The sequence below is a fragment of the Spiroplasma endosymbiont of Tiphia femorata genome, assembly GCF_964020225.1.
Taxonomy (GTDB): Bacteria; Bacillota_I; Bacilli_A; order Mycoplasmatales; family VBWQ01; genus Spiroplasma_E.
This window is the reverse complement of sequence record NZ_OZ026544.1, coordinates 600,110-623,479: the sequence shown is the minus strand read 5'-3', so window position 1 is coordinate 623,479 and position 23,370 is coordinate 600,110. Positions and strand designations below refer to the sequence as shown.

Annotated in this window: 26 protein-coding genes and 1 other annotated feature; of the genes, 3 read left to right on the top strand and 23 right to left on the bottom strand. The window is 23.1% G+C overall.

Translation table 4 applies throughout. The features are described 5' to 3' along the window. Positions 1–24: 24 nt before the first annotated feature. From AACK83_RS03835 to AACK83_RS03805, 7 genes are all read right to left on the bottom strand, one after another. Positions 25–3,735, bottom strand: coding sequence for a DNA-directed RNA polymerase subunit beta (locus tag AACK83_RS03835; RefSeq protein ID WP_338959488.1), 3,711 nt, complete (start codon positions 3,733–3,735; stop codon positions 25–27). A gap of 182 nt (positions 3,736–3,917) precedes the next feature. Then, positions 3,918–4,298, bottom strand: coding sequence for a 50S ribosomal protein L7/L12 (gene rplL / locus AACK83_RS03830; protein WP_252320298.1), 381 nt, complete (start codon positions 4,296–4,298; stop codon positions 3,918–3,920). Positions 4,299–4,338: 40 nt separating this feature from the next. Further along, entirely contained in the window at positions 4,339–4,830 is a 492-nt protein-coding gene (gene rplJ, locus AACK83_RS03825) for a 50S ribosomal protein L10 (protein ID WP_338959486.1), read from the bottom strand. 36 nt (positions 4,831–4,866) lie between these two features. Then, positions 4,867–4,992 (bottom strand) — a sequence feature (ribosomal protein L10 leader region). 168 nt (positions 4,993–5,160) lie between these two features. After that, positions 5,161–5,373 (bottom strand): hypothetical protein, encoded by a 213-nt coding sequence (locus AACK83_RS03820; RefSeq protein WP_252320294.1) that lies wholly within the window; start codon positions 5,371–5,373, stop codon positions 5,161–5,163. Between the two features lie 152 nt (positions 5,374–5,525). Continuing rightward, positions 5,526–7,118, bottom strand: coding sequence for a hypothetical protein (locus tag AACK83_RS03815; protein WP_338959484.1), 1,593 nt, complete (start codon positions 7,116–7,118; stop codon positions 5,526–5,528). Between the two features lie 562 nt (positions 7,119–7,680). Beyond that, positions 7,681–8,553: an Mbov_0401 family ICE element transposase-like protein gene (locus AACK83_RS03810; protein ID WP_422397101.1), complete on the bottom strand. Its 873-nt coding sequence runs from the start codon at positions 8,551–8,553 to the stop codon at positions 7,681–7,683. 11 nt (positions 8,554–8,564) lie between these two features. Further along, positions 8,565–8,798: a hypothetical protein gene (locus tag AACK83_RS03805; RefSeq protein ID WP_338958727.1), complete on the bottom strand. Its 234-nt coding sequence runs from the start codon at positions 8,796–8,798 to the stop codon at positions 8,565–8,567. Between the two features lie 301 nt (positions 8,799–9,099). Between AACK83_RS03805 and AACK83_RS03800 the strand changes: the two genes are divergently transcribed. Continuing rightward, positions 9,100–9,300, top strand: coding sequence for a hypothetical protein (locus AACK83_RS03800; RefSeq protein WP_338958725.1), 201 nt, complete (start codon positions 9,100–9,102; stop codon positions 9,298–9,300). 25 nt (positions 9,301–9,325) lie between these two features. Beyond that, complete coding sequence (locus AACK83_RS03795) at positions 9,326–9,511, top strand: hypothetical protein (RefSeq protein WP_338958723.1); 186 nt, start codon at positions 9,326–9,328, stop codon at positions 9,509–9,511. A gap of 414 nt (positions 9,512–9,925) precedes the next feature. Here the strand turns inward: AACK83_RS03795 and AACK83_RS03790 are convergent, their stop codons facing one another. Beyond that, on the bottom strand, positions 9,926–10,933 hold the full coding sequence (locus AACK83_RS03790) for a UPF0236 family transposase-like protein (RefSeq protein WP_338959481.1): 1,008 nt from the start codon (positions 10,931–10,933) through the stop codon (positions 9,926–9,928). A gap of 383 nt (positions 10,934–11,316) precedes the next feature. Between AACK83_RS03790 and AACK83_RS03785 the strand changes: the two genes are divergently transcribed. After that, the gene (locus AACK83_RS03785; RefSeq protein WP_338959480.1) at positions 11,317–11,559 is read left to right on the top strand and encodes a hypothetical protein; all 243 of its coding nucleotides are present in this window, start codon (positions 11,317–11,319) and stop codon (positions 11,557–11,559) included. A gap of 1 nt (position 11,560) precedes the next feature. On the opposite strand, the gene AACK83_RS03780 is transcribed toward AACK83_RS03785, so the two are convergent. From AACK83_RS03780 to AACK83_RS03710, 15 genes are all read right to left on the bottom strand, one after another. After that, entirely contained in the window at positions 11,561–13,591 is a 2,031-nt protein-coding gene (locus AACK83_RS03780) for a hypothetical protein (RefSeq protein WP_338959479.1), read from the bottom strand. Continuing rightward, positions 13,536–14,783: a hypothetical protein gene (locus tag AACK83_RS03775; RefSeq protein WP_338959478.1), complete on the bottom strand. Its 1,248-nt coding sequence runs from the start codon at positions 14,781–14,783 to the stop codon at positions 13,536–13,538. The genes AACK83_RS03780 and AACK83_RS03775 overlap by 56 nt, the downstream gene beginning before the upstream one ends. Before the next feature lie 145 nt (positions 14,784–14,928). Beyond that, on the bottom strand, positions 14,929–17,637 hold the full coding sequence (locus tag AACK83_RS03770) for a hypothetical protein (protein ID WP_338959477.1): 2,709 nt from the start codon (positions 17,635–17,637) through the stop codon (positions 14,929–14,931). Positions 17,638–17,640: 3 nt separating this feature from the next. Further along, positions 17,641–18,327, bottom strand: a complete 687-nt coding sequence (locus AACK83_RS03765) for a hypothetical protein (protein WP_338959476.1) — start codon at positions 18,325–18,327, stop codon at positions 17,641–17,643. A 22-nt stretch (positions 18,328–18,349) separates the two neighbouring features. Further along, a complete protein-coding gene (locus AACK83_RS03760; protein ID WP_338959474.1) occupies positions 18,350–19,339 on the bottom strand; it encodes a hypothetical protein in 990 nt (329 codons plus the stop codon). A gap of 14 nt (positions 19,340–19,353) precedes the next feature. Continuing rightward, on the bottom strand, positions 19,354–20,538 hold the full coding sequence (locus AACK83_RS03755) for a hypothetical protein (RefSeq protein ID WP_338959473.1): 1,185 nt from the start codon (positions 20,536–20,538) through the stop codon (positions 19,354–19,356). A gap of 86 nt (positions 20,539–20,624) precedes the next feature. Further along, positions 20,625–20,933, bottom strand: a complete 309-nt coding sequence (locus tag AACK83_RS03750; RefSeq protein WP_338959471.1) for a hypothetical protein — start codon at positions 20,931–20,933, stop codon at positions 20,625–20,627. A gap of 17 nt (positions 20,934–20,950) precedes the next feature. Further along, positions 20,951–21,136 (bottom strand): hypothetical protein, encoded by a 186-nt coding sequence (locus AACK83_RS03745; RefSeq protein WP_174480219.1) that lies wholly within the window; start codon positions 21,134–21,136, stop codon positions 20,951–20,953. Position 21,137: 1 nt separating this feature from the next. Next, positions 21,138–21,326 carry a hypothetical protein gene (locus tag AACK83_RS03740; RefSeq protein WP_174481134.1) on the bottom strand — a complete coding sequence of 63 codons (189 nt, stop codon included), beginning with the start codon at positions 21,324–21,326 and terminating at the stop codon, positions 21,138–21,140. Positions 21,327–21,365: 39 nt separating this feature from the next. Next, a complete protein-coding gene (locus AACK83_RS03735; RefSeq protein WP_338959470.1) occupies positions 21,366–21,524 on the bottom strand; it encodes a hypothetical protein in 159 nt (52 codons plus the stop codon). Between the two features lie 16 nt (positions 21,525–21,540). Beyond that, positions 21,541–22,365, bottom strand: a complete 825-nt coding sequence (locus AACK83_RS03730; protein ID WP_338959469.1) for a hypothetical protein — start codon at positions 22,363–22,365, stop codon at positions 21,541–21,543. Position 22,366: 1 nt separating this feature from the next. Beyond that, positions 22,367–22,732, bottom strand: a complete 366-nt coding sequence (locus AACK83_RS03725) for a hypothetical protein (RefSeq protein ID WP_338959468.1) — start codon at positions 22,730–22,732, stop codon at positions 22,367–22,369. Continuing rightward, on the bottom strand, positions 22,732–22,869 hold the full coding sequence (locus tag AACK83_RS03720) for a hypothetical protein (protein WP_338959467.1): 138 nt from the start codon (positions 22,867–22,869) through the stop codon (positions 22,732–22,734). The genes AACK83_RS03725 and AACK83_RS03720 overlap by 1 nt, the downstream gene beginning before the upstream one ends. Continuing rightward, positions 22,862–23,206, bottom strand: a complete 345-nt coding sequence (locus AACK83_RS03715; protein WP_338959466.1) for a hypothetical protein — start codon at positions 23,204–23,206, stop codon at positions 22,862–22,864. Before AACK83_RS03715 ends, AACK83_RS03720 begins: the two co-directional genes overlap by 8 nt. Then, positions 23,206–23,367, bottom strand: coding sequence for a hypothetical protein (locus tag AACK83_RS03710; RefSeq protein ID WP_338959464.1), 162 nt, complete (start codon positions 23,365–23,367; stop codon positions 23,206–23,208). Before AACK83_RS03710 ends, AACK83_RS03715 begins: the two co-directional genes overlap by 1 nt. Positions 23,368–23,370: the final 3 nt, after the last annotated feature.

Genomic DNA, 23,370 nt, shown 5'->3' with positions numbered 1-23,370 from the left:
TTGCATATATTTATTACTCCTTTTCTAATCCTCAAGATAACTTTCGACTTCTTCATCGTAAGTTACCACTTTTTGTTCTTGACCTTTTTCGTCAATTAACACAATATTTATTCCTAAACCTTGTAGTTCTTTTGTTAAAACATTAAATGATTCAGGGATACCTGGCGTTGGAATTTGTTTATTACGTAGAATCGCTTCATAAGTTTTAATTCTACCTTTAATATCATCAGATTTAATAGTTAGGATTTCTTGTAAAGTATGAGCAGCACCATAAGCTTCTAATGCTCAAACTTCCATTTCTCCAAATCTTTGTCCACCATTTTGTGCCTTACCACCTAATGGTTGTTGAGTAATTAATGAATATGGACCCACATTACGAGCATGTAATTTATCATCTACCATGTGTGATAGTTTTAACATATACATAACACCAACTGAAATTTTCTTGGCAAACTTTTCACCAGTTAAACCATCATATAATGTTAATTTATCAAAGTCATTATATTTTGCTTCTTTCATAATATCTAACAAGTCTTGATTTTTTGCACCATCAAAAACAGGGGTTGCTACTTTAATTCCTAAAGTTTTAGCAGCCATTCCTAAGTGTAATTCAAGAATTTGTCCAATATTCATCCGCGATGGTACTCCTAATGGATTTAACATAATATCAACCGGTGTTCCATCTTCTAGGAAAGGCATATCTTCAATTGGTAAGACTTTAGAAATAACACCTTTATTTCCGTGTCTTCCAGCCATTTTATCTCCTTCTCGGATTTTACGTTTTTGTACAATAAATACTTTAACTACTTCTTCTACTTCTGAAGGTAAGTCAAAACCATCTTCACGTTTATAACGTTTAATATCTTGAACAATTCCACCACCACCATTAGGTACTCGTAATGAATTATCTTTAACATTACGTGATTTTTCACCAAAAATAGCTGCTAATAATTTTTCTTCAGCAGTTGATTGTGTTTGACCTTTTGGTGTAACTTTACCAACAAGAATATCTCCTTCTTTAACTTCAGTTCCAATTAAAACAATTCCTTCATCATCAAGATAACGTCTTGATTGTTCAGAAGTATTAGGGATTTCACGTGTAATTTCTTCTTTACCTTGTTTTGTTTTTCGACATTCTAAATTATATTCTTCAATATGCATTGAAGTATAAACATCATCTTTTACTAAACGTTCACTAATAATAATAGCATCTTCATAGTTATAACCATGTCAAGTCATGAAAGCAATAATTACATTTTGTCCTAATGCAAGTTCACCATCTTTCATTGAAGGTCCGTCTGCTAAAATTTGATTAACTTCAACTTTATCACCAACTTTTACTAATGGCACATGAGTTACTGCTGTTCCTTGATTACTACGTTCAAAACGACTTAACTCATAAGTTGTTATTTCATCTTCTGATTTAATAATAATTTCATGAGAATCAACATATTGTACAACTCCCGGTAAATTAGCAACAATAGCTAATCCTGAGTCACGAGCAACAGCATACTCAACACCCGTACCAACAATTGGTGTTTGTGGTTTTAATAATGGAATTGCTTGACGTTGCATATTAGCACCCATTAAAGCACGGTTAGCATCATCATTTTCTAAAAAGGGAATACAACTTGTAGCTATTGACACAATTTGTTTTGGTGAAACATCAATATATTCAACTTCGTTTGGTCCAACAATAATATTTTGACCATTACTACGAGCAATAACATTATTATTTTTAATAACATTATTAGTATCTAATTCAATATTAGCTTGTGCAATGATATAATTCTTTTCTTCACCGGCAGTTAAATATTTAATTTCATTAGTAATTTTACCTGCAATTACTTGACGGTAAGGTGTTTCAATAAAACCGTATTCATTAATACGAGCATAAGTGGCTAAATTATTGATTAAACCAATATTAGGTCCTTCAGGAGTTTCAATTGGACAAATTCTTCCATAGTGAGAATAGTGAACATCACGAACTTCTAAACTAGCACGATCACGTGATAATCCACCAGGTCCTAAAGCAGTTAAACGTCTTTTATTAGCCAATTCTGCTAATGGATTAGTTTGATCCATAAATTGTGATAATTGTGATAAGTTAAAAAACTCACCAATAACAGCTGTTAATGGTTTATTATTTGTAATATTTGCTGGTTTCATTTTATCACTATCAGTAGTTGACATTTTTTCTTTAACATTTTTTTCAATACGTCCCATTCCGATACGAAATTGGTTTTGTAGTAATTCACCAATTGTACGAATACGACGATTTGCTAAGTGATCAATATCATCAGCATTACCAATACCATGAACAAAATTTAAAATATAAGAAAGAGTTGCTAAAATATCAGCAATAGTAATAATTACTTCTTTACATTTAGGATTAATTCCAACAACATTAATAACTTCATTTAATCTTTCTTTATCATTATAAACTTTAATTAACTGCACATAATGTTTTGGTTCACTATCACTAATTGATGTTTTTAAAGGTACTAAACATGCTCCTTCTTCTAATACTGTTTTTAGAATTTCTAATTGTGATTTACCAATTACTGTTTTTTTGGATAAAACAACTTTACCTCTAATATCTTTAATATCTTCAGCTAGAGTATAATTTAAAACACGATCTGTAATAGCTAATTTTTGAATTAACTTATATCTTCCTGCTTTTGTTAAATCATATTTTTTTGAATCAAATAATAATCCAGTTAAAAATTTTGCAGCACCATCAACACTGGCAGTTTCTCCAGCTTTAATTTTTTTATAAATTTCTTGTACTGCTGCTGGTCAATTTTGATGTTCATCATATTCATAAGTATTCAATAAAACATCATCTTTACCAATTATATTAATAACATCATCTTTAGTTAATCCTAAGGCAGTAAGTAAAGTGGTTACTGCAATTTTACGTGATTTTTCAATTTTAACTTGAATAATATCTTTAATTGCATTTTTATTACCAACTAATTTATTACGTTTAGAATCAGTTTCAAATTCTAGTCAAGTTCCACGTGATGGAATTAAATCACCTAAAAATTTATATAATCCGGTTTTTGGATCAATTTCAATTTTAAAATATGCACCTGGTGAACGAACTAATTGTGAAACAACAACCTTTTCACTTCCATTAATAATAAAGGTTCCTTTTTGTGTCATTAATGGAAAATCACCTAAAAATACATCTCCTTCACGAGTTAATGTATAATCAACAATTAAAACATCTTCTTCTCTACTTTTAATAGTAACTTCAATAGTTGAAAATTCACTATTAGCATGAACATTTTTTTCTTCAAAATAATATATATTATCGCTAACTTTTGGTTCATTAATGTTTTTAATACCAAATTGGTCTTTAATTCAACGCATTAAATAATCTAAAATATTATCTTTAGCAGCAATAGTTAAATGACGATTATTTTCATGAATTGATAAAGATAATTTTGTATAGATTGGTGCTTCATAAGTTTTTGACTCATCTTTTGCTTCTTTTAATGTTCTTCTTGGTTTACGAAATTCTCAATCAATCAATGATAAAATAATACGATTATCATTATCAGTTACCGGAAATATTTCATTAAATACTTCTTGTATTCCTGTATCAATAAATCATTTATAAGTATCACGTTGAATTGAAATTAAATCAGGAAGATCTAAATTTCCTGATACTTTAGTATAGTCACGTCTTTTTGCATAATGACCAAATTGTTTTGTAGTATATGACATTGGTTCATCTCCAATTTTAAAAATTTATTAAAATCAAATAATTTGATTTCAGTTAATTAGTATTAAATTACTAATTAGTTTGATAAAATATTAAGTTTTAAGTTGATAATTTTTAGTTAAATAACAAACAGAAAACCAGTATTAATTAAAACTGGTTTTCATATAAATTTTTAATATTTGAACTACTTAACTTCAACAATAGCACCAACGGCTTTTAACGTTGCTTCGTGTTCTGTTGCTTTTGCTGTATCAATATTTTCTAAAATCTTTTGTGGTCCTGTTGCTACTGCATCAACCATTTTTTTAGCATCCATTAAAGACATTGTACCACCAACAATTGCCTTAACTGCTTTAATAACATCAACTTTTTTGTCTCCTACTTCTTTTAAGATTACAGAAACTGTTGATGGTTTTGTTGCTTCTTCTTTAGCTGCTGCTGGTGCAGAAGCAACTGCTGCAGTTACTCCAAAAGTTGTTTCAATTAATTCAACTAATTCTTTTAATTGAACTGCTGTCATTGTTTTAACATGTTCAATAATTTGTTTATTTGTAATATTTTCCATTATTTTTTCCTCCATATTTTTTTTATTTAATAAGTGTTAATTATGCGTTTTCTTTTTGTTGGGCTACTGCTTTAATTGCTAAAGCCAAATTGCGAACTGGTGCTTGTAAACAAGAAGCTAACATTGAAATTAATTCTAATTTTGATGGTAATGAAGCTATTTTTTGTAACTCACTTTGGTCAATAACTTTCCCTTCAAAAATGCCACCTCTTAATACTAATAATTTATTAATTTTAGCATAATTAGAAACTATTTTAGCTGTTTCTAAGTCGTTTTCAAATCCAAAGATAAAACCATTTGGGCCAACTAAACTACTTTCAAGCGATGAATATTCTTTTTTTAAAGCACGAGCAACTAAATTATTATTATAAATAGTGAATGTTGCACCTTTAGCTCTTAATTCCTTACGTAAAGAACTAATTTCTTCAACATTCATACCTTGATATTGTACAACAATTGTTGTTTTTGAATCATTAATTTGCTTAGCAATTAAATCAATAGTTTTTTGTTTTTCAACCATTGCTGGGCGCATAAGTACACCTCCTTATTATTCTGAAATAACTAGCAATAAGTAGTAAATAAAACTCGGAGCAAAACCGAGTAAATCACATGCATATATAATGATGGAAATTACCTGAGCAACATAATTAAGACAAAAGTCCGTTGCTGTCTTTGGCTTATTCTAGCTTGTATATTATATGATATATATATATTAAAATCAAGAAAAATTTACAAAAGATTAAATAAATAATTTTTTATTATATATCTTTTAAGTTATAAACACTATTTTTAATAACATAAATGCTAATTTCATCAATATCTTAATTAAGATTAAAAAAATAAATTAAAAAAATTGTTTTTTTTATAACTGGTTACTGTTTTTACTACTAGAGTTTTTGCTTTCACTTGAAGAAGATTCACTATTTATTTTTGATTTATCTAACTCAAGATTTTTACAAACTCTTTCTCTTCTTTCAGATTCATTTTTTTCTCCTCAAGCTTTATTTATTTTATCAGCATTTTTAGCATGTGCTTCTTGTTTTAATTTATTATTCTCAATAGATTTTCATGGCATAATTTATTATTCCTTTCACTTTTTGAATATTTTTTCTACCTTTAAATACTCAATAAAATTATATATTTTTTATTAAAAATATATATAAAAATATATAAAAAATTATTCTTACTTAATTAAGTAAGAATAATTAAACTAATTATCGTTATATTTTAAAATGAATAACGTCGTTGTCTTACATTTGTAGGAGGTTGCATATTGGCCATAGAATTTGCTTTATCTACATCAAACTGATTTTCAACTGGAATTATATTATTTTCAACATTTATTATTGTTTTATCATTCATTAGTTCATTTATAGTTTTAAGTTTTCTACCATCCAGTTCTTGTTTTAATATATTAAATTGTGTTTCTAACTTAGTTTCTAATTTATCACTTGTTAAATCCTTAGATACTGATTTAACTTCTTTTTTTTCTTTTTCTTTTTTATCTTTATTATTTTTAAATATTTTATTATAAATTCATGATTCAACTTTTTTTGATGCAGTTGAAAAAACTGATGTAATTGCTTTAAAACCTCCACTAATAAAAACTGAAGCAATAACAATATCAATCTTAATTGCTGCCACTACTGCAGCAGCCAAATAAGGAGCTAAAATCACAGGAAGCAAATTTGGAAGAACAGCAATAACAATAGTAATGACTAAAATAATAACCCAAACTTTTCACTCGGTTTTAGATGGCTTTGATTTTAATTCCATTTGTTCTTTTAATAATTCTTTAACTGGCATTGTACTAATATTATTTGCATTTTCTTTATCAATTAAACAAGTGCTTTTTTTATATTCTTCAATACTCTGGTACTTTTTAGTCTGTTTTCAAACTTCAACCTCATTTTTTTCATTATTATCAAAATATATTATTTCTTCAAAAATTGATTCATCATTATAAACTAAAGTTGTTATATAAAATATCTTATCTTCAATTGGAAAAATTTCTTCATAAATTTTTTGAACATTTTGACTTTTAATATTTCATTCTTTTTTTATTTCTTTTTTTAACTTAGAAATATTTTCTAATATTTCTAGTTTTTGCTCTTCAGTTAAATTTTCTTCATCAATTTTTCTTTGTAGTTCTATTCTTCTATTAATATTTTCTTTTAATGATAACGGCATCCAATCATCACTATAACTATCTAGTTCACTATTTAAATTGCTTATAGTATTTTCTAATTCTTCAATTTTAGAATTATTTTTTTCAATATTATTATTCAATTCTTTTTTTATATTTCTTTGTTCTTCAATTTCTAATTCTTTATCTGATATTGTTTTTTTAAGCGCAAAATATTCTCTAAATTCACTATCGGTTGTATTTTGTTTCTTAGTTTTATTTATTTCCATTTTTCTTTCTTTACGTTTTAAATCATCAAGTAATGGTTTAAGTTGAATAATTTCTAATTCAAAAAGATTTTCTCTAATAATAGTTAATTTTTTATTTAAATCATCATTTGTTCTTTTGACATCTTCTAATTGTTTTGTAAAATTAAAAATTTCTTCTCTAAGTTTACTTATCTTTTGATCTTCTATAATTGTAAGACAATTATATTTATATTTATTTAAAACATTACTATCATTATTTGCTTCATTATTTGATTCATTTAAACTATTTTCACTTCTAGAAGATTTTATTGCTAAACCTCCATGTCTTTTTTTTATAGAACTATCGGTTTGAGCAAAAATATTTTCTGGATTATTTTCCATTATTCGCTGAAATGTTGTTGATTTTCTTTTATCATTATCACGCATTTTATACACCTTCTTAGTAAAATAAAACCCATTTACTTACAAACAAAGCAATGGGTTAAAAACTATATTTAGTTTTACACTTATCTTTTACCAAATTTTAGAAATTTTTACAATATTTTTTATTTTCATATTATATAAATAATTTAAATATTATTAAATTTTGAGGTATATAATAATTATTTAAAATAAAAGAGTTACCAATAATGGTAACTCCTATTCACTGTTAGGTGCCAACCGCAATGAATATTTACTTACCCTTAACTAAGTAAGTATTTTTATTATACTACTAAAATAAAGTTTTTTTAGTTTTATTTACTAAAAGGGACGGTAATAAAAACGGAGGATATAATTACTTTTTAAACATTTCTTTAAAATTATAGACAAGAAATAATTGTAATTATATGCAATTGTAAATACATCTTACTACTAAATTAAATTAATTGCAATTAAAATACAAATATTAAAAAAATGAAAAATAAAATTAATATTTATACACAACAAAAATTCTTATTAACTTTTAATTTAATAAGTTTTCAAAATTTTAATAAAAAAATAAATTAAGTTATGTTTTTAAATTTATTTGATTACATTTAAAAATAACCATTTTAATATAAATATTTATGTTATAAGTTCTATTACCAAGCATTTCTTTTAAAATATGTCAAATATTACCTTCTGTAAAACAACCTATATTTCACTTTGCACCTTGATTTTCAATACCTTGTTTATTATTTTTAAAATATTGTTTTTTTAATTTTTTGTGATTTTTTAATATTTCATTCATATATTTTATTAACTCATCATATTGACCATTTTCAATAAAATTTCTACAAATCTTATATTCATCTCAATATTTTCCTTTATTTCCAGCGATTATTCCAACATATAATTTTTTAACTAAATGGAATTTATCTAAAACAAAACTTGCACCTAAATAATCAGCAACTTCTTTAATTCATCCTGCACTATCTCCACAAATAATTATTTTTGCTTGGTCAAAATTTTCAAAAAATCTATTTCCTTGTTCTTTAATAAATTCAGCAGTTTTTTTAACACCAATTGCTGTTTTTGTTGGTCTTATTATTACATCTGCTCTTTTATTAACTAATTTATGATTAACATTATCTGTACAAAATAATACTAAACGCATTGAATATTTACCAGAATTGCGTTTATATTTTCAAAATTTTCGATGTCCATCATCAATACTAATATAAATAAATTGATTTGGTTCTAATTTTATTTTAGGAACATCTAATTTATTAACTTGATATTCTTGAAATAATCTACTAATACTTGTTGTACTAAATTTTGTTTGTTTCATAGTATGTAAAATATCAACATATCTTTTTCCAACAGCAAAATGTTCAATAACATTATTTTTGATATCCTGACAAGTTCTTTTATATTTAGGTAATTCTAATTCTTCATCTAATAAACAAACTCTTACTCATTTTTTAATTGTTCATCATAATATTTATAATCACGACATTTATAAGTAACAAGACCATTGATAGTATTTCTAGTTCTTTCTTTAATTTTAACTGGAATATATTTTCTATCTCTTTCTTTTAATATTCTTCAATCTGTTTTTTCTCATTGATTTTTTATATCATCTCTAAATGATTGATACATTTTTTTGGTTGCTTCTTTTAAATTTCATAAATAATTGAAACTCATATTTTTTTCTCCTAACTATTTTAAAAAAATCTAAATTTATTGTAAATATATTTAAAAAATTAATTTACTTAATTATTATATAAATATATAAGTGTAATTTTAAATAAAATAAAAATTATTTAAAAAACCACTTTCATATTTAAAATATAATAAACAATTTCAATATAATTAATAGTATAGGTATCACAAAATAAATGCCTTTAATTTAGACGTTATTTTTCATTTAAAAGCATACTTGTAAAAATAATCAAAAATAGTACAATTTAAAAGTAAAATCAAGGAAAAAAAGGAGTAATTTAATATGAAAACATCTAAAAATAATACAACAACATGATATGTAGATAATATAAACGGAGTTAGACAATCAATCACTTATAATGAAGAAGTATGAGAACATATAAATTTAAATGAAGTAGTAGAAGATAAAAAAATAAAAAACAATAAACAAAAACAAAATATCAAAAAAAATAAATGTTGTTCAAAACGTTGTACAATTTTATAAAAATATAAGTAAGGAGTAATTTAATATGAAAACATGAATCAAAACAAATTTTCAAAAAATAGCATTATCATTTGCTATAATAACTGGTGTTACTGGTTTAATCTTAGGAATAGTTTCATATAATAAAACTAATAATTATAAGTCATTTTTAAATTGAGATTATACAGTGACTTGGGGGGGCAACTATATGAGAACATCCAAGAGATGATAGTCATAAAATAGATTTATATTTTGGCATTAAACCAAAAAATGAAGGTGATACCAAATGGGATGGTATATATCCTGATGGATATTTTAATAAATAATCTAAATTTCCAAATTAATATATGAAATATTTTCATTATATTTATCAAATAAGTTAATATTATTTAAGGGAGATTGTCAAAAATCCGGAATAAATTAAATCGTTGTAATCTTATTATATTTTAGACAAGAAATAATTTGGATTTTTATGAAATTGTAAATTTATCTTACTACTAATTTAAAAATATTACAATTAAAATACTCAATTTTATAAATTATAAAAACATTTTAATAATTTAATTAACATAAATATATAACAAAAATTCTTATTAACTTTTAATTTAATAAGTTTTTTTAATTTTTTATTTTAAAATAAGTAAAATTATGTTTTTAAATTTATTTGATTACATTTAAAAATAACCATTTTTATATAAATAAAAATACTATATGTTCTATTAACAATCATTTCTTTTAAAACATGTCAAATATTTGTTTCAGTAAAACAACCAATATTTCATTTTGCACCTTGATTAACAATACCTTTTTTATTATTTTTAAAATATTGTTTTTTTAACTTTTTATGATTATCTAATTCTTTATATAAATAATCAATTAATTGTTCATATTGACCATTATTAATGAAATCTTTACAATTATTATATTCACTTCAATATTTTCCTTTATTTCCCGCCATTATACCAAGATATAATGTTCTAATTAAATGGAATTTATCTAAAAAAAATTCAGCAGTTTTTTTAACTCCAATTGCTGTTCTTGTTGGTCTAATAATTGCTTTTACTCTTTTATTTTGTACTTTATGATTAATATTATCTGTATATGTTGTTATTAATCTCATAGAGTGTTTTATACCTTTACGTTTAAAATCTCAAAACTTTCGATGTCCATCATCAATTGCTACAAAAATAGGTTGATTTTTTTCTAATTTTACTTTTACTGGATTTGCTTCAATTACTTCTAAATTTTTAAAAACTCTATGAACAGTACTAACACTAATACCTGCTTTTTTACAAATAGCACAAATATCATGATATCTTTTTCCATCAGCAAAATATTCAATAATAGTTTGTTCAACATCTTCACCAATTCTTTTATATTTAGGTAATTCTAGTCATTCATCAACTAAACAAACACGAACTCATTTTTGTAATTTTTCATCAAAATATTCATAAATTCTTCTTTTATAAGTTACTAATCCATACATTATTTTTCTTGTTCGATATTGATAATCAACAATTTTATATTTCTTTTTATCTCTTGTATTTTTTATTCTTCAATCTCATTTTTCTCATTTTTTTGTTATATGTTCTAAAACTAATTTATCAATTTTTGCACTTTGTTCTCTAAAATTTCATTTATAATTAAAATTCACATTTACTTCTCCTAACTATTTTAAAAAAATCAAAATTTATTGTAAATAATTTAAAATATTAATTTACTTGTTTATTATATACATATATAAGTGTAATTTAAAATTAAATAAAAAAAACACTTTCATATTTAAAATATAATAAACAATTTCAATATAATTAATAGTATAGGTATCATAAAATAAACGTCTTTAATTTAGACGTTATTTTGCATTTAAAAGCATACTTGTAAAAATAATCAAAAATAGTACAATTTATAAGTAAAATCAAGGAAAAAAGGAGTAATTTAATATGAAAACATGAATAAAAACAAATTTAAGTAAAATAACATTAGCATTATCACTAACTGGTGCAACAACTGGAACAATAGGATTAATCATGGGGGGTGCTTACCCATAATGTTAGTGGAGTTAAATATTTTTTAACTCCACATAAACAAGTTGAATGAGGTGTTCAAACTATTTGAACAACTAATCCTAATGATACTTTAAAAAAAGATTATAAATTTGAGTTATATTTTGCAGATGAACCATTAAGAAGAAAATTTGATATATCTTTTCAAAATTGATATTACAGTACAGATATAGTATGAAATGGTAAATATCCTAATGGATATTTTAATAAATAATTTATATTTCTAAGTTAATATAAGAAATATTTTCATTATATTTATCAAATAAATTAATATTTTGTAGGTTTATTTCTTGTTTATCGGTAATTAAAATTAAATCATAGTTACCAGCACCAAAAATACCACTGATTTCAATCCGATTTAAATTATTAATTGGATTTTCAATTAGTAATTCAAATTCATTAACATTATCAATTTGAGAAATTTCTTTATAAAATTCTAATTTAGAAAATAATTGTGATTTATTTGAACCATATAAATTTAAAGCATTTTCAATTTTATTATTATTAATAATTGATTTTGTAAAATATTTTCCATATTCACCATTAGCTAATGTTCAATCAGCGGGAATTAATGAAGGTATGTTATTACTTTCTAATTCATTTGTTATTGATAATCAATTAAATTGATTATCATCTAATTTAAATAATTCATTTTGACTAATATCATTATTTTTTAGTTTAATGTTATTAACATCAGTAAAATCAAAATATACAGATTTTAATATTACTTTTATATCCTTATACTGTCAAATATCATTTTCACTAGGTTGTATTGGACTTGATTGTAATTCAAAATAATATGGCAATAAAATTTTATTATCATCATTTAATCCTTTATTTATTGATAATGATGAATAAATATATTTTGATAACATAGTAAATATTTGTTTAAATATTTTAACTTGTGATAAATTAACATAATTTGGATAATCTAACTCTCATTGCCTAAATAAGTTGGTAATTACTTCATCGGGTTTTTGACCTTCAAATTTTTTTCTTAATTCTGCTATTTTATTTTTTGGTTTACCTTTATCATCATAATCTGCACCTTCGAAATTTCTATTATAGTTATATGTATAACTTAACATATCTAATAATAATTTTTGTAAACTATCAATTGTTGGTGCATCTTTTATTTCAATTTCTATACTTTTAAATCTATTATTGGTTGCAAGATAAACATATCATCCTTCATTATTAAAAGATAAAACTTTTTTATCTTCTAAATGTATTTCATGTTTTAATGGTCAATTACCATTTCAAATACCACCCATTTCTCAACCTAATCAAGTATCAGTTACTCTTGCATTATTAATTACTTCTTTTCTTGTTTCTTTACCACCACTAATAGCAATTAAATCTAAAACTGATTTTTCTTGTCCAATAAATTGTTTTGCTAAATTTCATGGTAATATTTGTTCACTAAATCATTGTTGTAATATTCTAACTTTTGGTTGAGTTTCAATAGGCATTGATAATAGCGGAAATGCTATCTTATCTTTAACAAATAATTTAGGGTATACTTCCATATTGTCAACTTCACCAAGTACCTTTATATTGCCAAAAATCATGCTTCTAGGGGCTTTAATTTTTAAACCAATTACTTTGGTATCTTTATCTAATGGTTTTTGTAATTTAATAATGATTGGATAACCATCTCTTGTTTTAAAATCTTTAATTTTAATAATAGTAATACTTTTAGTACTTCTTGTTTTTGGATTTTGATATGGTTGTGAATAATTATTAATAATATATAAATTATCAATATTATTTTCAGTTAATGGTTCATTAATAGAAACAGCATATAATTTAAATTGATTTAATAAATTTATTTCTTGAAATATTAAATTTTTAATATCAGTCATACTATATTCAATTGTATTATCATTAATATTAGTACTTGCTCTTTGATTTAATTGCATAGTAAAATCAGATGTTTCAACTGCAATAGTTTTTAATACTTTATCAATATCAATAAAACCTATTTTAATAGTATTTGCTGAAAATCTTAAACTATTATTTTCATTATTTTTAAATAAACGTTCAATTTCATAAATATATATAGTTCTTTTTTTAAATTCATCGTATGCTCTATTAATATCTGGGTCACTAGTAGCACTCATCATATTAGTAAAATCATAAGGAATATTATCAATTAAATAATCATTTTCTACTTCTGCCTGATTAAGTTTAGTTTGTTTCTGTTTCTGTGGAAACTTCGTTTGTGGTTTGTTGTTGTTTTCCATTGTTCTCTCCTATTAATTGGTTATTTTCGGGATTAAATAATTTTAATTTAACTGTTAAGTTATTAATTTCTTGTTCATCATTAATATTAAAGGTTTTACTATTTAATAAGTCTTTATCAACACTTACTAATATTTGAATAAATTTAAGAATATCAATATTAAATTGTCATAATTTTTGTTCAATATAATTAATAGTTGAAATATTTACAGCTGTACTTTCGGGAACTGATTGTTGTGCAGATTTCTTTTGACTTGGTATATGAATACCACAACGTTTAAATATTTCATTAACATTTCAATCGTATATATCAGTTAAATTTTTACCTTTAAAATTACTATTTGTCATATTGATATTTTCGTTTTGTTCATTATTATCTCCACCACTTTTAAATATATAGTTTTTAGTAACTAATGTTCTTACTGCTTCTTCTAATGTTGATTGAACATTACCATAAGTTTGACTAAATATAAATTTAGGTGAATTTAAAATGGTATCTAAAACAATTTGTTCATAAATAACATCTAATGCTTTAATTTTATCCATTACTTTATCACAATCTGCTAACTCATTTGCTTTATTTCGCATAATTGATATTGGTATATAATTAATATTTAATGTTTGTTCTTGTAATAGATTAGGATTATTAATAAATGATTTAAAATCTAATGGAAATTGTTTTTTATTATCACTAATACTATAAATTGAGCGATTAATTATTACTTGTTCATTATTTAATGTATAAATTTCAAATAATCTTACAGTTTGTGCATTTTGTTGATAACTATCATAAAAAATAGTACATTGAATTAATTTACCACCAATATCATAAACTCTTTGTTGTATATCTACTACTTGAAAATATAAATCATCATTAGCAATATAAATTAAATAACCACTAATTCCTAATTTGCTTAATTTAAAAATAGAATTTCAATTCTTTCTATAAAATTCTTGTTTAATTAAATATTGTTTAATAGTTTCATTATTAATATCCAATGGAGCATTATATAAATTAGCATTATTTTCAGCAACAAAATCAGTAAAATAAGTTTCATGATTAAAATCATTAAAACCAAAATAATTTAAAATTGAAGCATGAGTACTTTTATTTTTATTATTTAAAAATTTTACTTTTTCATTTTGATTATCACTAATATTACTTTTATCTTTTCTAAAAAATTTACCTAACATAATATTCACCACCTTTCTTAAAATATTTGATTAATTTTTAATATGATTTTTTACAATGATAAATATAATTAAACCTGCTGTTGCTGATGATAAAATTACTCCTATTAAACCTAAAATAATTTTTATAATTTTAAAAAACATAATATTATTCCTGTAATTCTTCTAATTTTCATACATTACCTTTTAAATTACCTTTTCCAGTATAAATAGTAATCCATTTTGCATGTTGAACTGATAAAATTACTATATTAGCACTATCATTAAAGGTTTGTATTTGTACACCAGCAATTTTTTTATCAGTTATAATAAATTCTTGAATAGTATAAACTGGATTATATATACTTCAAGAATAATAAACTCTATAATGTTTATTCTCTTGAAAATCATAAGTAATTTGTCAATTATCTCATTTATTTTTTTCTCTTGTTCCTACTTCTTTTCATTGTGGAATATTTGGTGTTGGATTATTTTTTAATTCAATATCTCATTCATTTTCTCTAATTTCATTAGTTTCTAAACTATATGAATTAATTTTAATAGGTTTTTCTATATCAATTTTTTCAGGTGAAATAATATTTAATGTTTTACTATTAATTTGATAAGTATTATCTTTTATTTCTTCTTCTAATGAATGTAAACGACCTTCATTATAATTATATCTTTCCATTGTAATATCTCTATCACTAAGAAGTAAATCAACATAACTATCAACAACATCTTTTCCATAAGTTCCTTGAAAAAAATTATCTAATACTGTACCTTTTCCTTGTCATAAAAATTCAATATAAGAAATTGCACTTTTTAAATCAGTATTTCAAGAATAACCAACTTTATATAAAGTATTTAATTTAAAATTATAATTAATTTTAATATCACTTTCTTTTGTACCAACATTTTTTCATTTAATAATTTTTAAATCTTTTATTTGTTTATCTATTTCTTCTTTTTTGTAATAATCAGTTAAATTAGATATTTTTTCATCAACATATTTTTTATTTGGAATATCTAAATCATCAGTTATAACTGGATTATTTCTATAAATTAAAGTTTTACCACCAACATTTGTTTTAATAATTTCATTAACTAATCTTGTACTACTATCTTTATCATCTTTATTATTAAAAATCTTATCTTGTAAATTCTCTATTTTATCTTGTTTTTTATTTACATTTTCACTAATTCATTCTTTAATAACTTTATTAGGTGGTATTCCTAAATCATCACCAAATTTTCCCTCTGGTAATTTATTATATTTTAATTCTCCATATGCCATATTTTCATTTATCAATAATAATTTATTTTGTTTTTTGTCAATTTTTTCATCAACATATTTTTTTGTAGTTGCATCTTTTTCTTGTTCTGGTTCACCAATATAAACAATTCTTTGATTATTAGCAGTAATAATTCTTTTTTCTTTAGGTTGAATAATACTAGGTGAATTAGGATCTACCTCTCATAATGATTCACCACTACCACCAGTAGCACTAATTTTATTATTTTCATCAATTTTAATATTTTCACCAGCAATTAATTTATCTTGTTTTTTATCTAATAAATTATTAGTTTCTAGTTTTGTATAGTAATCACGTTCAGTACTATCTTCTACTATAAATTCAGTTGGTGTACCTTTTCCAATATATTGATATATTTTAGAAATAAATCCTGAGTAATATGTTCCAGGTGTAGCACTTGCACGAATTTTATAATTACTGCAAGTTAAATATAATCTAATATTATTAATTTCATCTGAATAAAAAGTATCTAATAGAGTATATGATTTTATTGCAGATTCTTTATCTAATTTAAATATAGATTTTCTAGTATATTTATATTTATAAATATCACTTTCATAAATATAACCTCATATTACTAATATTTCTTTATTTAAATTATCAGTTGAAAGTTCATTTGATATTTCTTTTCATAATGGACTAGTTTCAATATTAAATCAGTTATTTTTAATATCATCAATATTTTGTTTATTAATCTCAATTTTATTTTCTAATAATTTGATATTATTATCAACTTTAGTTTCTAATAATTTAATAGTATTTTCATTTGTAGTAATTCGTTTTTGTTGTTTAGCAGAAAAATCACAAGTTGGTGCATGCGTATAATCACCAATTTGTGGATTATTTTGTAATGCTTCGGGGGGTAATGTACCAATTTCATCAGGTCAATCTAAAATCATTGTTTCAGTTTCTTTATCATAATCAGTTGCAACATAACCTTTATTAATAAATTTACTAACAGGACCTCTATATATTTCATTTTCATTATCATCAACTAAATCATCATATAATTTAATTTGTTTTGATAATGTAAATTCTTTTTGTTCTTTTATTAATTCATCAACTTGATTTCTAGTATAAAATGCTTTTAAGTCAATTTTTTCAATATCTATTTCATCATCATTATAACTTGAAAATATTTGTTTTAATTCTGTTAATCTTGCTCATATTTTCATTCTACTAGGTGCTAAATCTCAAACATTAATTGTAGGAGTACTATTTGCACTAAATTGACTACCATTATTAAATTGAATAGTAGCATCAACATTAAATTCAATTGGTGTACGATTAAATACTCAATGTTCAACCATTACATAAACCATATCTCTTAATGTTTCTTTAATTAATTCATCTTTAAAACTATCAAAGGGAAATTTAGATAAAATAAAATCAAGATAAGCATTAATATCATTTTGAGCACGAATAGCAAAAGTTTTAAATCAATCATTAACATTAAGTCATGTTTGTATGTATTGCTGTGGAGTTTCTGTAATTTTTCCAGTTAATGGATATCAGTTATTATAATTTTCAAGACTGACACCAGTTCAAAGTTTATTAATCATAATTTATCATTCCTTAAAAAATGCTTGTTTATAATGATGAGTATGTTTTTTTGTTTTTCTATGTGTTATATGTTCAATTTCTTTTTGTATTTTATTTTTGTTTTTTCTTAATTTTTTCTTACTTTTTGCTATAACTTGACTATATGCAAATTTTTCTAAATGATGTAATAATCCTGTACCAAATAAAGTATTAACTGAAAATTTTAAACCAACACTTTTAAATGATTTATTTACATTTTCAATAGGATTATTAATAACATTTACTACTTTATGATAAGTTCTTACTATTCTAAATATTTCTCTATATACTTTAAAACTATCTCTAATTACTTGTTGAACCACTGGTGGAGCAAATGCTATTGCTTTTAATCATTTATTATGATTAACACCATAACCAATGTATCAACCACTATATCAACGATATCAATGGAATGGATGTATTTGAGTAACAAAAGTTTCTGCTTTAAGAATACTATCAACAACTGTAATTGGTTTATATTTAGTATTGCGATGATAAATAGTAATTGCACATTTATCTAATGATAAAGGTTGAATTTTACAACCCATAAATACTGGTGAATTTAATGGAATTAATTGTGCATGTTTAATTGCTCTTTTTTCTGCACTAGTAAATAAATCAGTTGTTTTTTCTTTTAATTTATTAATTTTTTCAAATGCTTGTTTTTCCAACTTTTCAAATTTTTCTTGTAATTTATATATACTTTCTCGTAATTTTTCAAAATTTATTTAAACCTTTTTTTAAATAAAATCTAATATCCAAATATTTAAACAATTTATTTGCATTTAAAACAATCTTATGAATTGAACTTTTTTTAAAATCAAATTTAATAGCATTAGCACGAATTTTTTGTAAATCCAAAATTAAAGTTTTTCCATATCTATTTTCTGTGTGTATTGTATGAACTAAATTTAATCAATCATGTTGGTTCATAGATAATACTTTTTTTAAATCAGTATTATATTTTTTTAAAAAATTATTTGCTTTTTCAATATCTTTGATTTTAAATTTAGGAGTTAATTGTGGACTTAATTTTATTAATGTATTTTGTAATAATAAGTAATCTTTTAATTCTTGTGCTTCTAATTTTTGAAAATTATTTTTATATTGTCTTTCAGCAACATAACCTAAATCTCGTAATACTGTTTCACGATTAGGAGTAAAACTATAATTCATTAAATAACGTTTATTACCAATAATTTTATCTGTTAAAATTTCTTTTCCACTTACTTGACTAATAACTTCTTGTAAGTTTTTTGCTTCCTTAATTCCAACTTGTTCTAATGTTTTAGTTTTTTGTGCTAATTTAATGAATTTAGTTGTACGATAACCACGACTAATTTTATTAAGTCCAGCAAATGCAGGTAATAAATTTAAGAAAGTATTTAATTTTGTTACATTTCCTTTTAAATAATCATAAACTTGATTAATAGTAAAATCAGTTGTTGCATAAATACCAAAATTAATAGTACTTGCAATAAAATCACTTGCACCTAATCCAAGGGCTACACTTTCACTTAATCCGCCAGTAAAAGGAGCAAGTGCTACTGCTATAACTTGTACACCAATCATTTCTAAAATTTCTCATCAAAAACTTTTATTTTCTTGTTGGTTACTTGTTCTAGTATGTTTTGGTTTATTTATGTTTAAAAGTATTGCTGTACTAGTTGTACCAATTGGCATGATATTAATTTCCTTTATTTAAGAGTTATTTTAATTGGATTTGTTGAACCTTTATAATTTAAATCATTAACATTTGAAGAAATAACTATGTATAAGTCACCCGCTTTTTGTTTTTGATTACTTACATTAGTTTTTCCTTGTGCATCACTAAAATATTTAATAGTTGGATTTGTTAAATTTGGATTTAATGATTTAAGTTCATTAGTAGTTTTTATTTGTGTATTTAATTCACTATTATTGTTATTAACATTTGCAGTAATATCAGTTGTTAAAGTTGTAATTTTAGTTTTTAAATCAGTTTTTTCTGTTTTAATAACTCCACATAACATTCAACGTGATGTTGTTTCATTATTAGAAATATATGGGATTGCTTCTCCAACAACTTCACCAGCAACTTTATATGCTCTTCCTGCTTTATCATCTTTAATAAAATCTACATAAATAACTGTATTTTCTATCATGTATCTTTTCATTGCTCTTGGTGTTGCTAAAATAAAGGTCATTAATTGTTGTTCATTTTTATCATTAGTAAAAATCATATAGTCATCAAGAACGATTTCACATAATACGCCTTTTACATATAAATTATTTCCATTTAAACGTAATTGTTGTGCCAACTGATTATCGGTAATTAAACCTTTATTATCTGCTAAATAAACTAAACTATCATAAAGACCATTAGTAATAAAAAAATTACTATTTGCAATATTTCTAAATTGAAACAAAGTATTTCAAGCAGATAACATTGATTTTAAATAGCCTACTGGTGTTGTATCTTCAATATCGATTTTAGTAGCAAATTTTGCAATTGCTTGTGTATCATCAATTGCCAATTTATCTGCTAAATCATTTGCAACTTCATATTGCATACTATCTAATAAATTTTGTGCATTATTTGCTTTTAAATCTACATCTGCAATAATTTCTCCTGCAAGATATTTTTTAGTTATTTTTTTACTAATTTTATCTGTATCAACATATGGTAATTCATATCTTTTACTTTTATCATCTCAAGCAATAATTTTAACTTCTGGTTTTTTTGGTTTTTTAACAATAAACTCAATATTTACTGAGTCAACAATTTCAGTAGGGAAAAAGTTTGCCCATGGACTATTTGAAATTTTAAAAAACTCTATAAATTCTGGTGCTTCTACTAATCTCTCTGTATTGTCTAAATTTTGATTAAATGGTACTGACATTTTATTTCTTCCTTTCGTTTACAAATAATTTTTCTTTTTATAATTAATTAAAAAATTTTCTTTATCATTTGGTTTATTATTAATAATTATTTGTTTATTGCCACCTGTATTAATTGTTTCTTTAAATACTGGTTGTTCTTTAATCATTTTTTAATAGTTTCTTCAATTTTTGAATTTTCTAAATTATTAGTTTTAAATTTTAAAAAATCATAAAATTCAGTTTTAACTTGATATTTTTTAAATATATTAATTATTTCTTTTTCTTTAATTTCTTGATTAAGTTTATTTAACTTATTTTCTGCTTCATTAACTTTATTTTCTATTTCTTGTGAAGAAGCATTGTTTTCAGTTAAAGGTTCAGTTGTTTGTTGAACATTATTTTCATTTTCTAACATTGAACATTCTCCTAATCTTATCCTAATAATCAATCTTTAACTAATTGTGGCATTTCACTTATTAGTTTTTTATAATCATTAACAGCATTTTCTAATGTATTGATATCAGAAAATTTAAAACAATTATCAATATGTAAATCAAAATCTCTATCAATACTGATATCTTGTTTTCTATATTTTTCATTAAATTCAATTTTTGTCATATTATTTTTCTCCTTTATTAATTTTTTCATTTAATTTTGCTAATTTTTTTTGATGTTTTATAATTTTGTTATTTGCTCTAACATGTTTTGGAGTTGTGATAAATCTTTTTAATAAAACAATAATTTCTCTGCAAATTAATGTTCCAACACTTGTTCCAATAATTATTAATTCATGTAAAAATTCTTTCATTTCAAATTTTCCTTTCAACTATTTATTGTTTATTTTTGATTATTCATCAAATTCACCTTTATTAATTCTTTCAATCATACATTTTGTATCCATTAAAAGATTTGCAATTAAACGTTCATTCAATCGTATGTCTTCTAAATCTTTTTCATGTTGTTTTAATTTATCATTGTAATATTCTAGTAATTTTTCTTTATTCATAAATTATTCACCTCCATTATAAACTCATGTGATTATAATCTCAATTTAGTGAAGTATTATCATGATTTAATGGTACTTCGCTCATATTATCACTACCATATTGACTAGTTGTTTCACTATTAATAGTAAATCTATTATCATTTACTAATCTTGATGTTTCATCATTAAATGGTGTTTCTTGCATTTCTTCAATATGATTTGTAGTTTCCATAGGTAGTAAATTATGGATAATTTCACTTGCACCAGCAACTATTGTAGGTATAGCATAAGCATTATTAAAATCATTATTTATACCCATAGCAACACCACTTGATATTAAACAACCACCAGTTGCCATATTACAAATCTTTCTAATTGTTTCAAATTTATTAGGTATTAACTCAGTTAATCCACTAATAAGATTTGATACACCATAAGCATTTAAACTCATATATGTATCTCAATCCATTAATGACTGATTTTCTTGCTTATTTAATAGTAATCATGGTGGACCTTCTGTTGTAGTTGTAGTAGTTACTGGAATTGGTGTTGTTGGAATAATAGGATTAATATTATTTTCTATTCATTTACTATAATTTGCTAAACCAATTGTTCCTAAACCTAATAATATTTTTTTACTACTATTAATTAATTTAGTTTTAGTATTTGGTCTTTGATTTAAATTTCATATATCTAAACCTAATTTTTTACCAAATAATAAACTATTAATTGAACCTAATACTGGATTTGCAATTACTTGACCATAATAAGCACTTGTACCAATCATTGCACAAATTGGACTTATACCAGTTCTAATTAATTTAGTTAAAGTATAATTTGATTGATTTTCTATACTTGGCATTTTATTCTCCTTTATTTGTTTTTATCAGTTCTCTTATAACATCTAATAACGAATCTACTACATAAGAATTTAATTCAAATTCATAATTTCTAATTTTAATTTTTTCCTTTTGCATTTGTTTATTCTCCTTTAATTTTGCTAATTTTTTAACTGTTACTTTAATTCAACCTTGATAAACATCATTATCACCAACTATTAATGCAACATTACTTTCGGGATCAGAAACAATTATGTGTTTTGATTTAACATTTGGGTATTGTCTTAAAATAATTGCTCTAATATCATTACTTGTATGAATTGCTTTTGGAAATGATGATAATATTTCAATTTCATCTTTATTTTCAAACAAAGTAGGTAATATTATCATTAGTCAAATTCACCTTTTTCTATTTTTTCAATTAATAAATTTAAAATATTTTTGTCAAAATCAGAGTTTGTATAATTAATTTTTTTAGTTCATTTAATTATATCTTTCATATATTTAAGTATTTTTTCTTTATTCATTATCAAAATCACCATTTTCTATTTTTTCAAATAAATTTGAATAAGTATCTACTTTTATTTGAAATCATGGTTGATTACCTTTTTTAAAGGTATTATAATATTCAAGCAAAAAATATTTTAATTTTTCTTTATTAATACAATTTTTATGTCTTGATTTATTAATTTCATCAACTTTAATTCTATGTTCTTTACAATATGCTCTACAATATTCATCAAATTGCTCATCTGTCATATTTTCACATTGTTTTTGTCTTTGTTCATTTTTAATTTCATCATAATGTGGTTCATGAATAAATTTTTCAAATGTTATTGTTTCAGTTCATGTACATCTATTCATTACTTATTCTCCTTATTTTCAATTTGATTAGCAATTTCATTTAATATTTTCAATACTTTATATTCATTTTTTAATTCTTTAATAATAAATATTAAAAATATTATTAGTGTTATACTTGTTATTAATATTGGTACTATTAATAAAATTTTTCATAATATCATTTT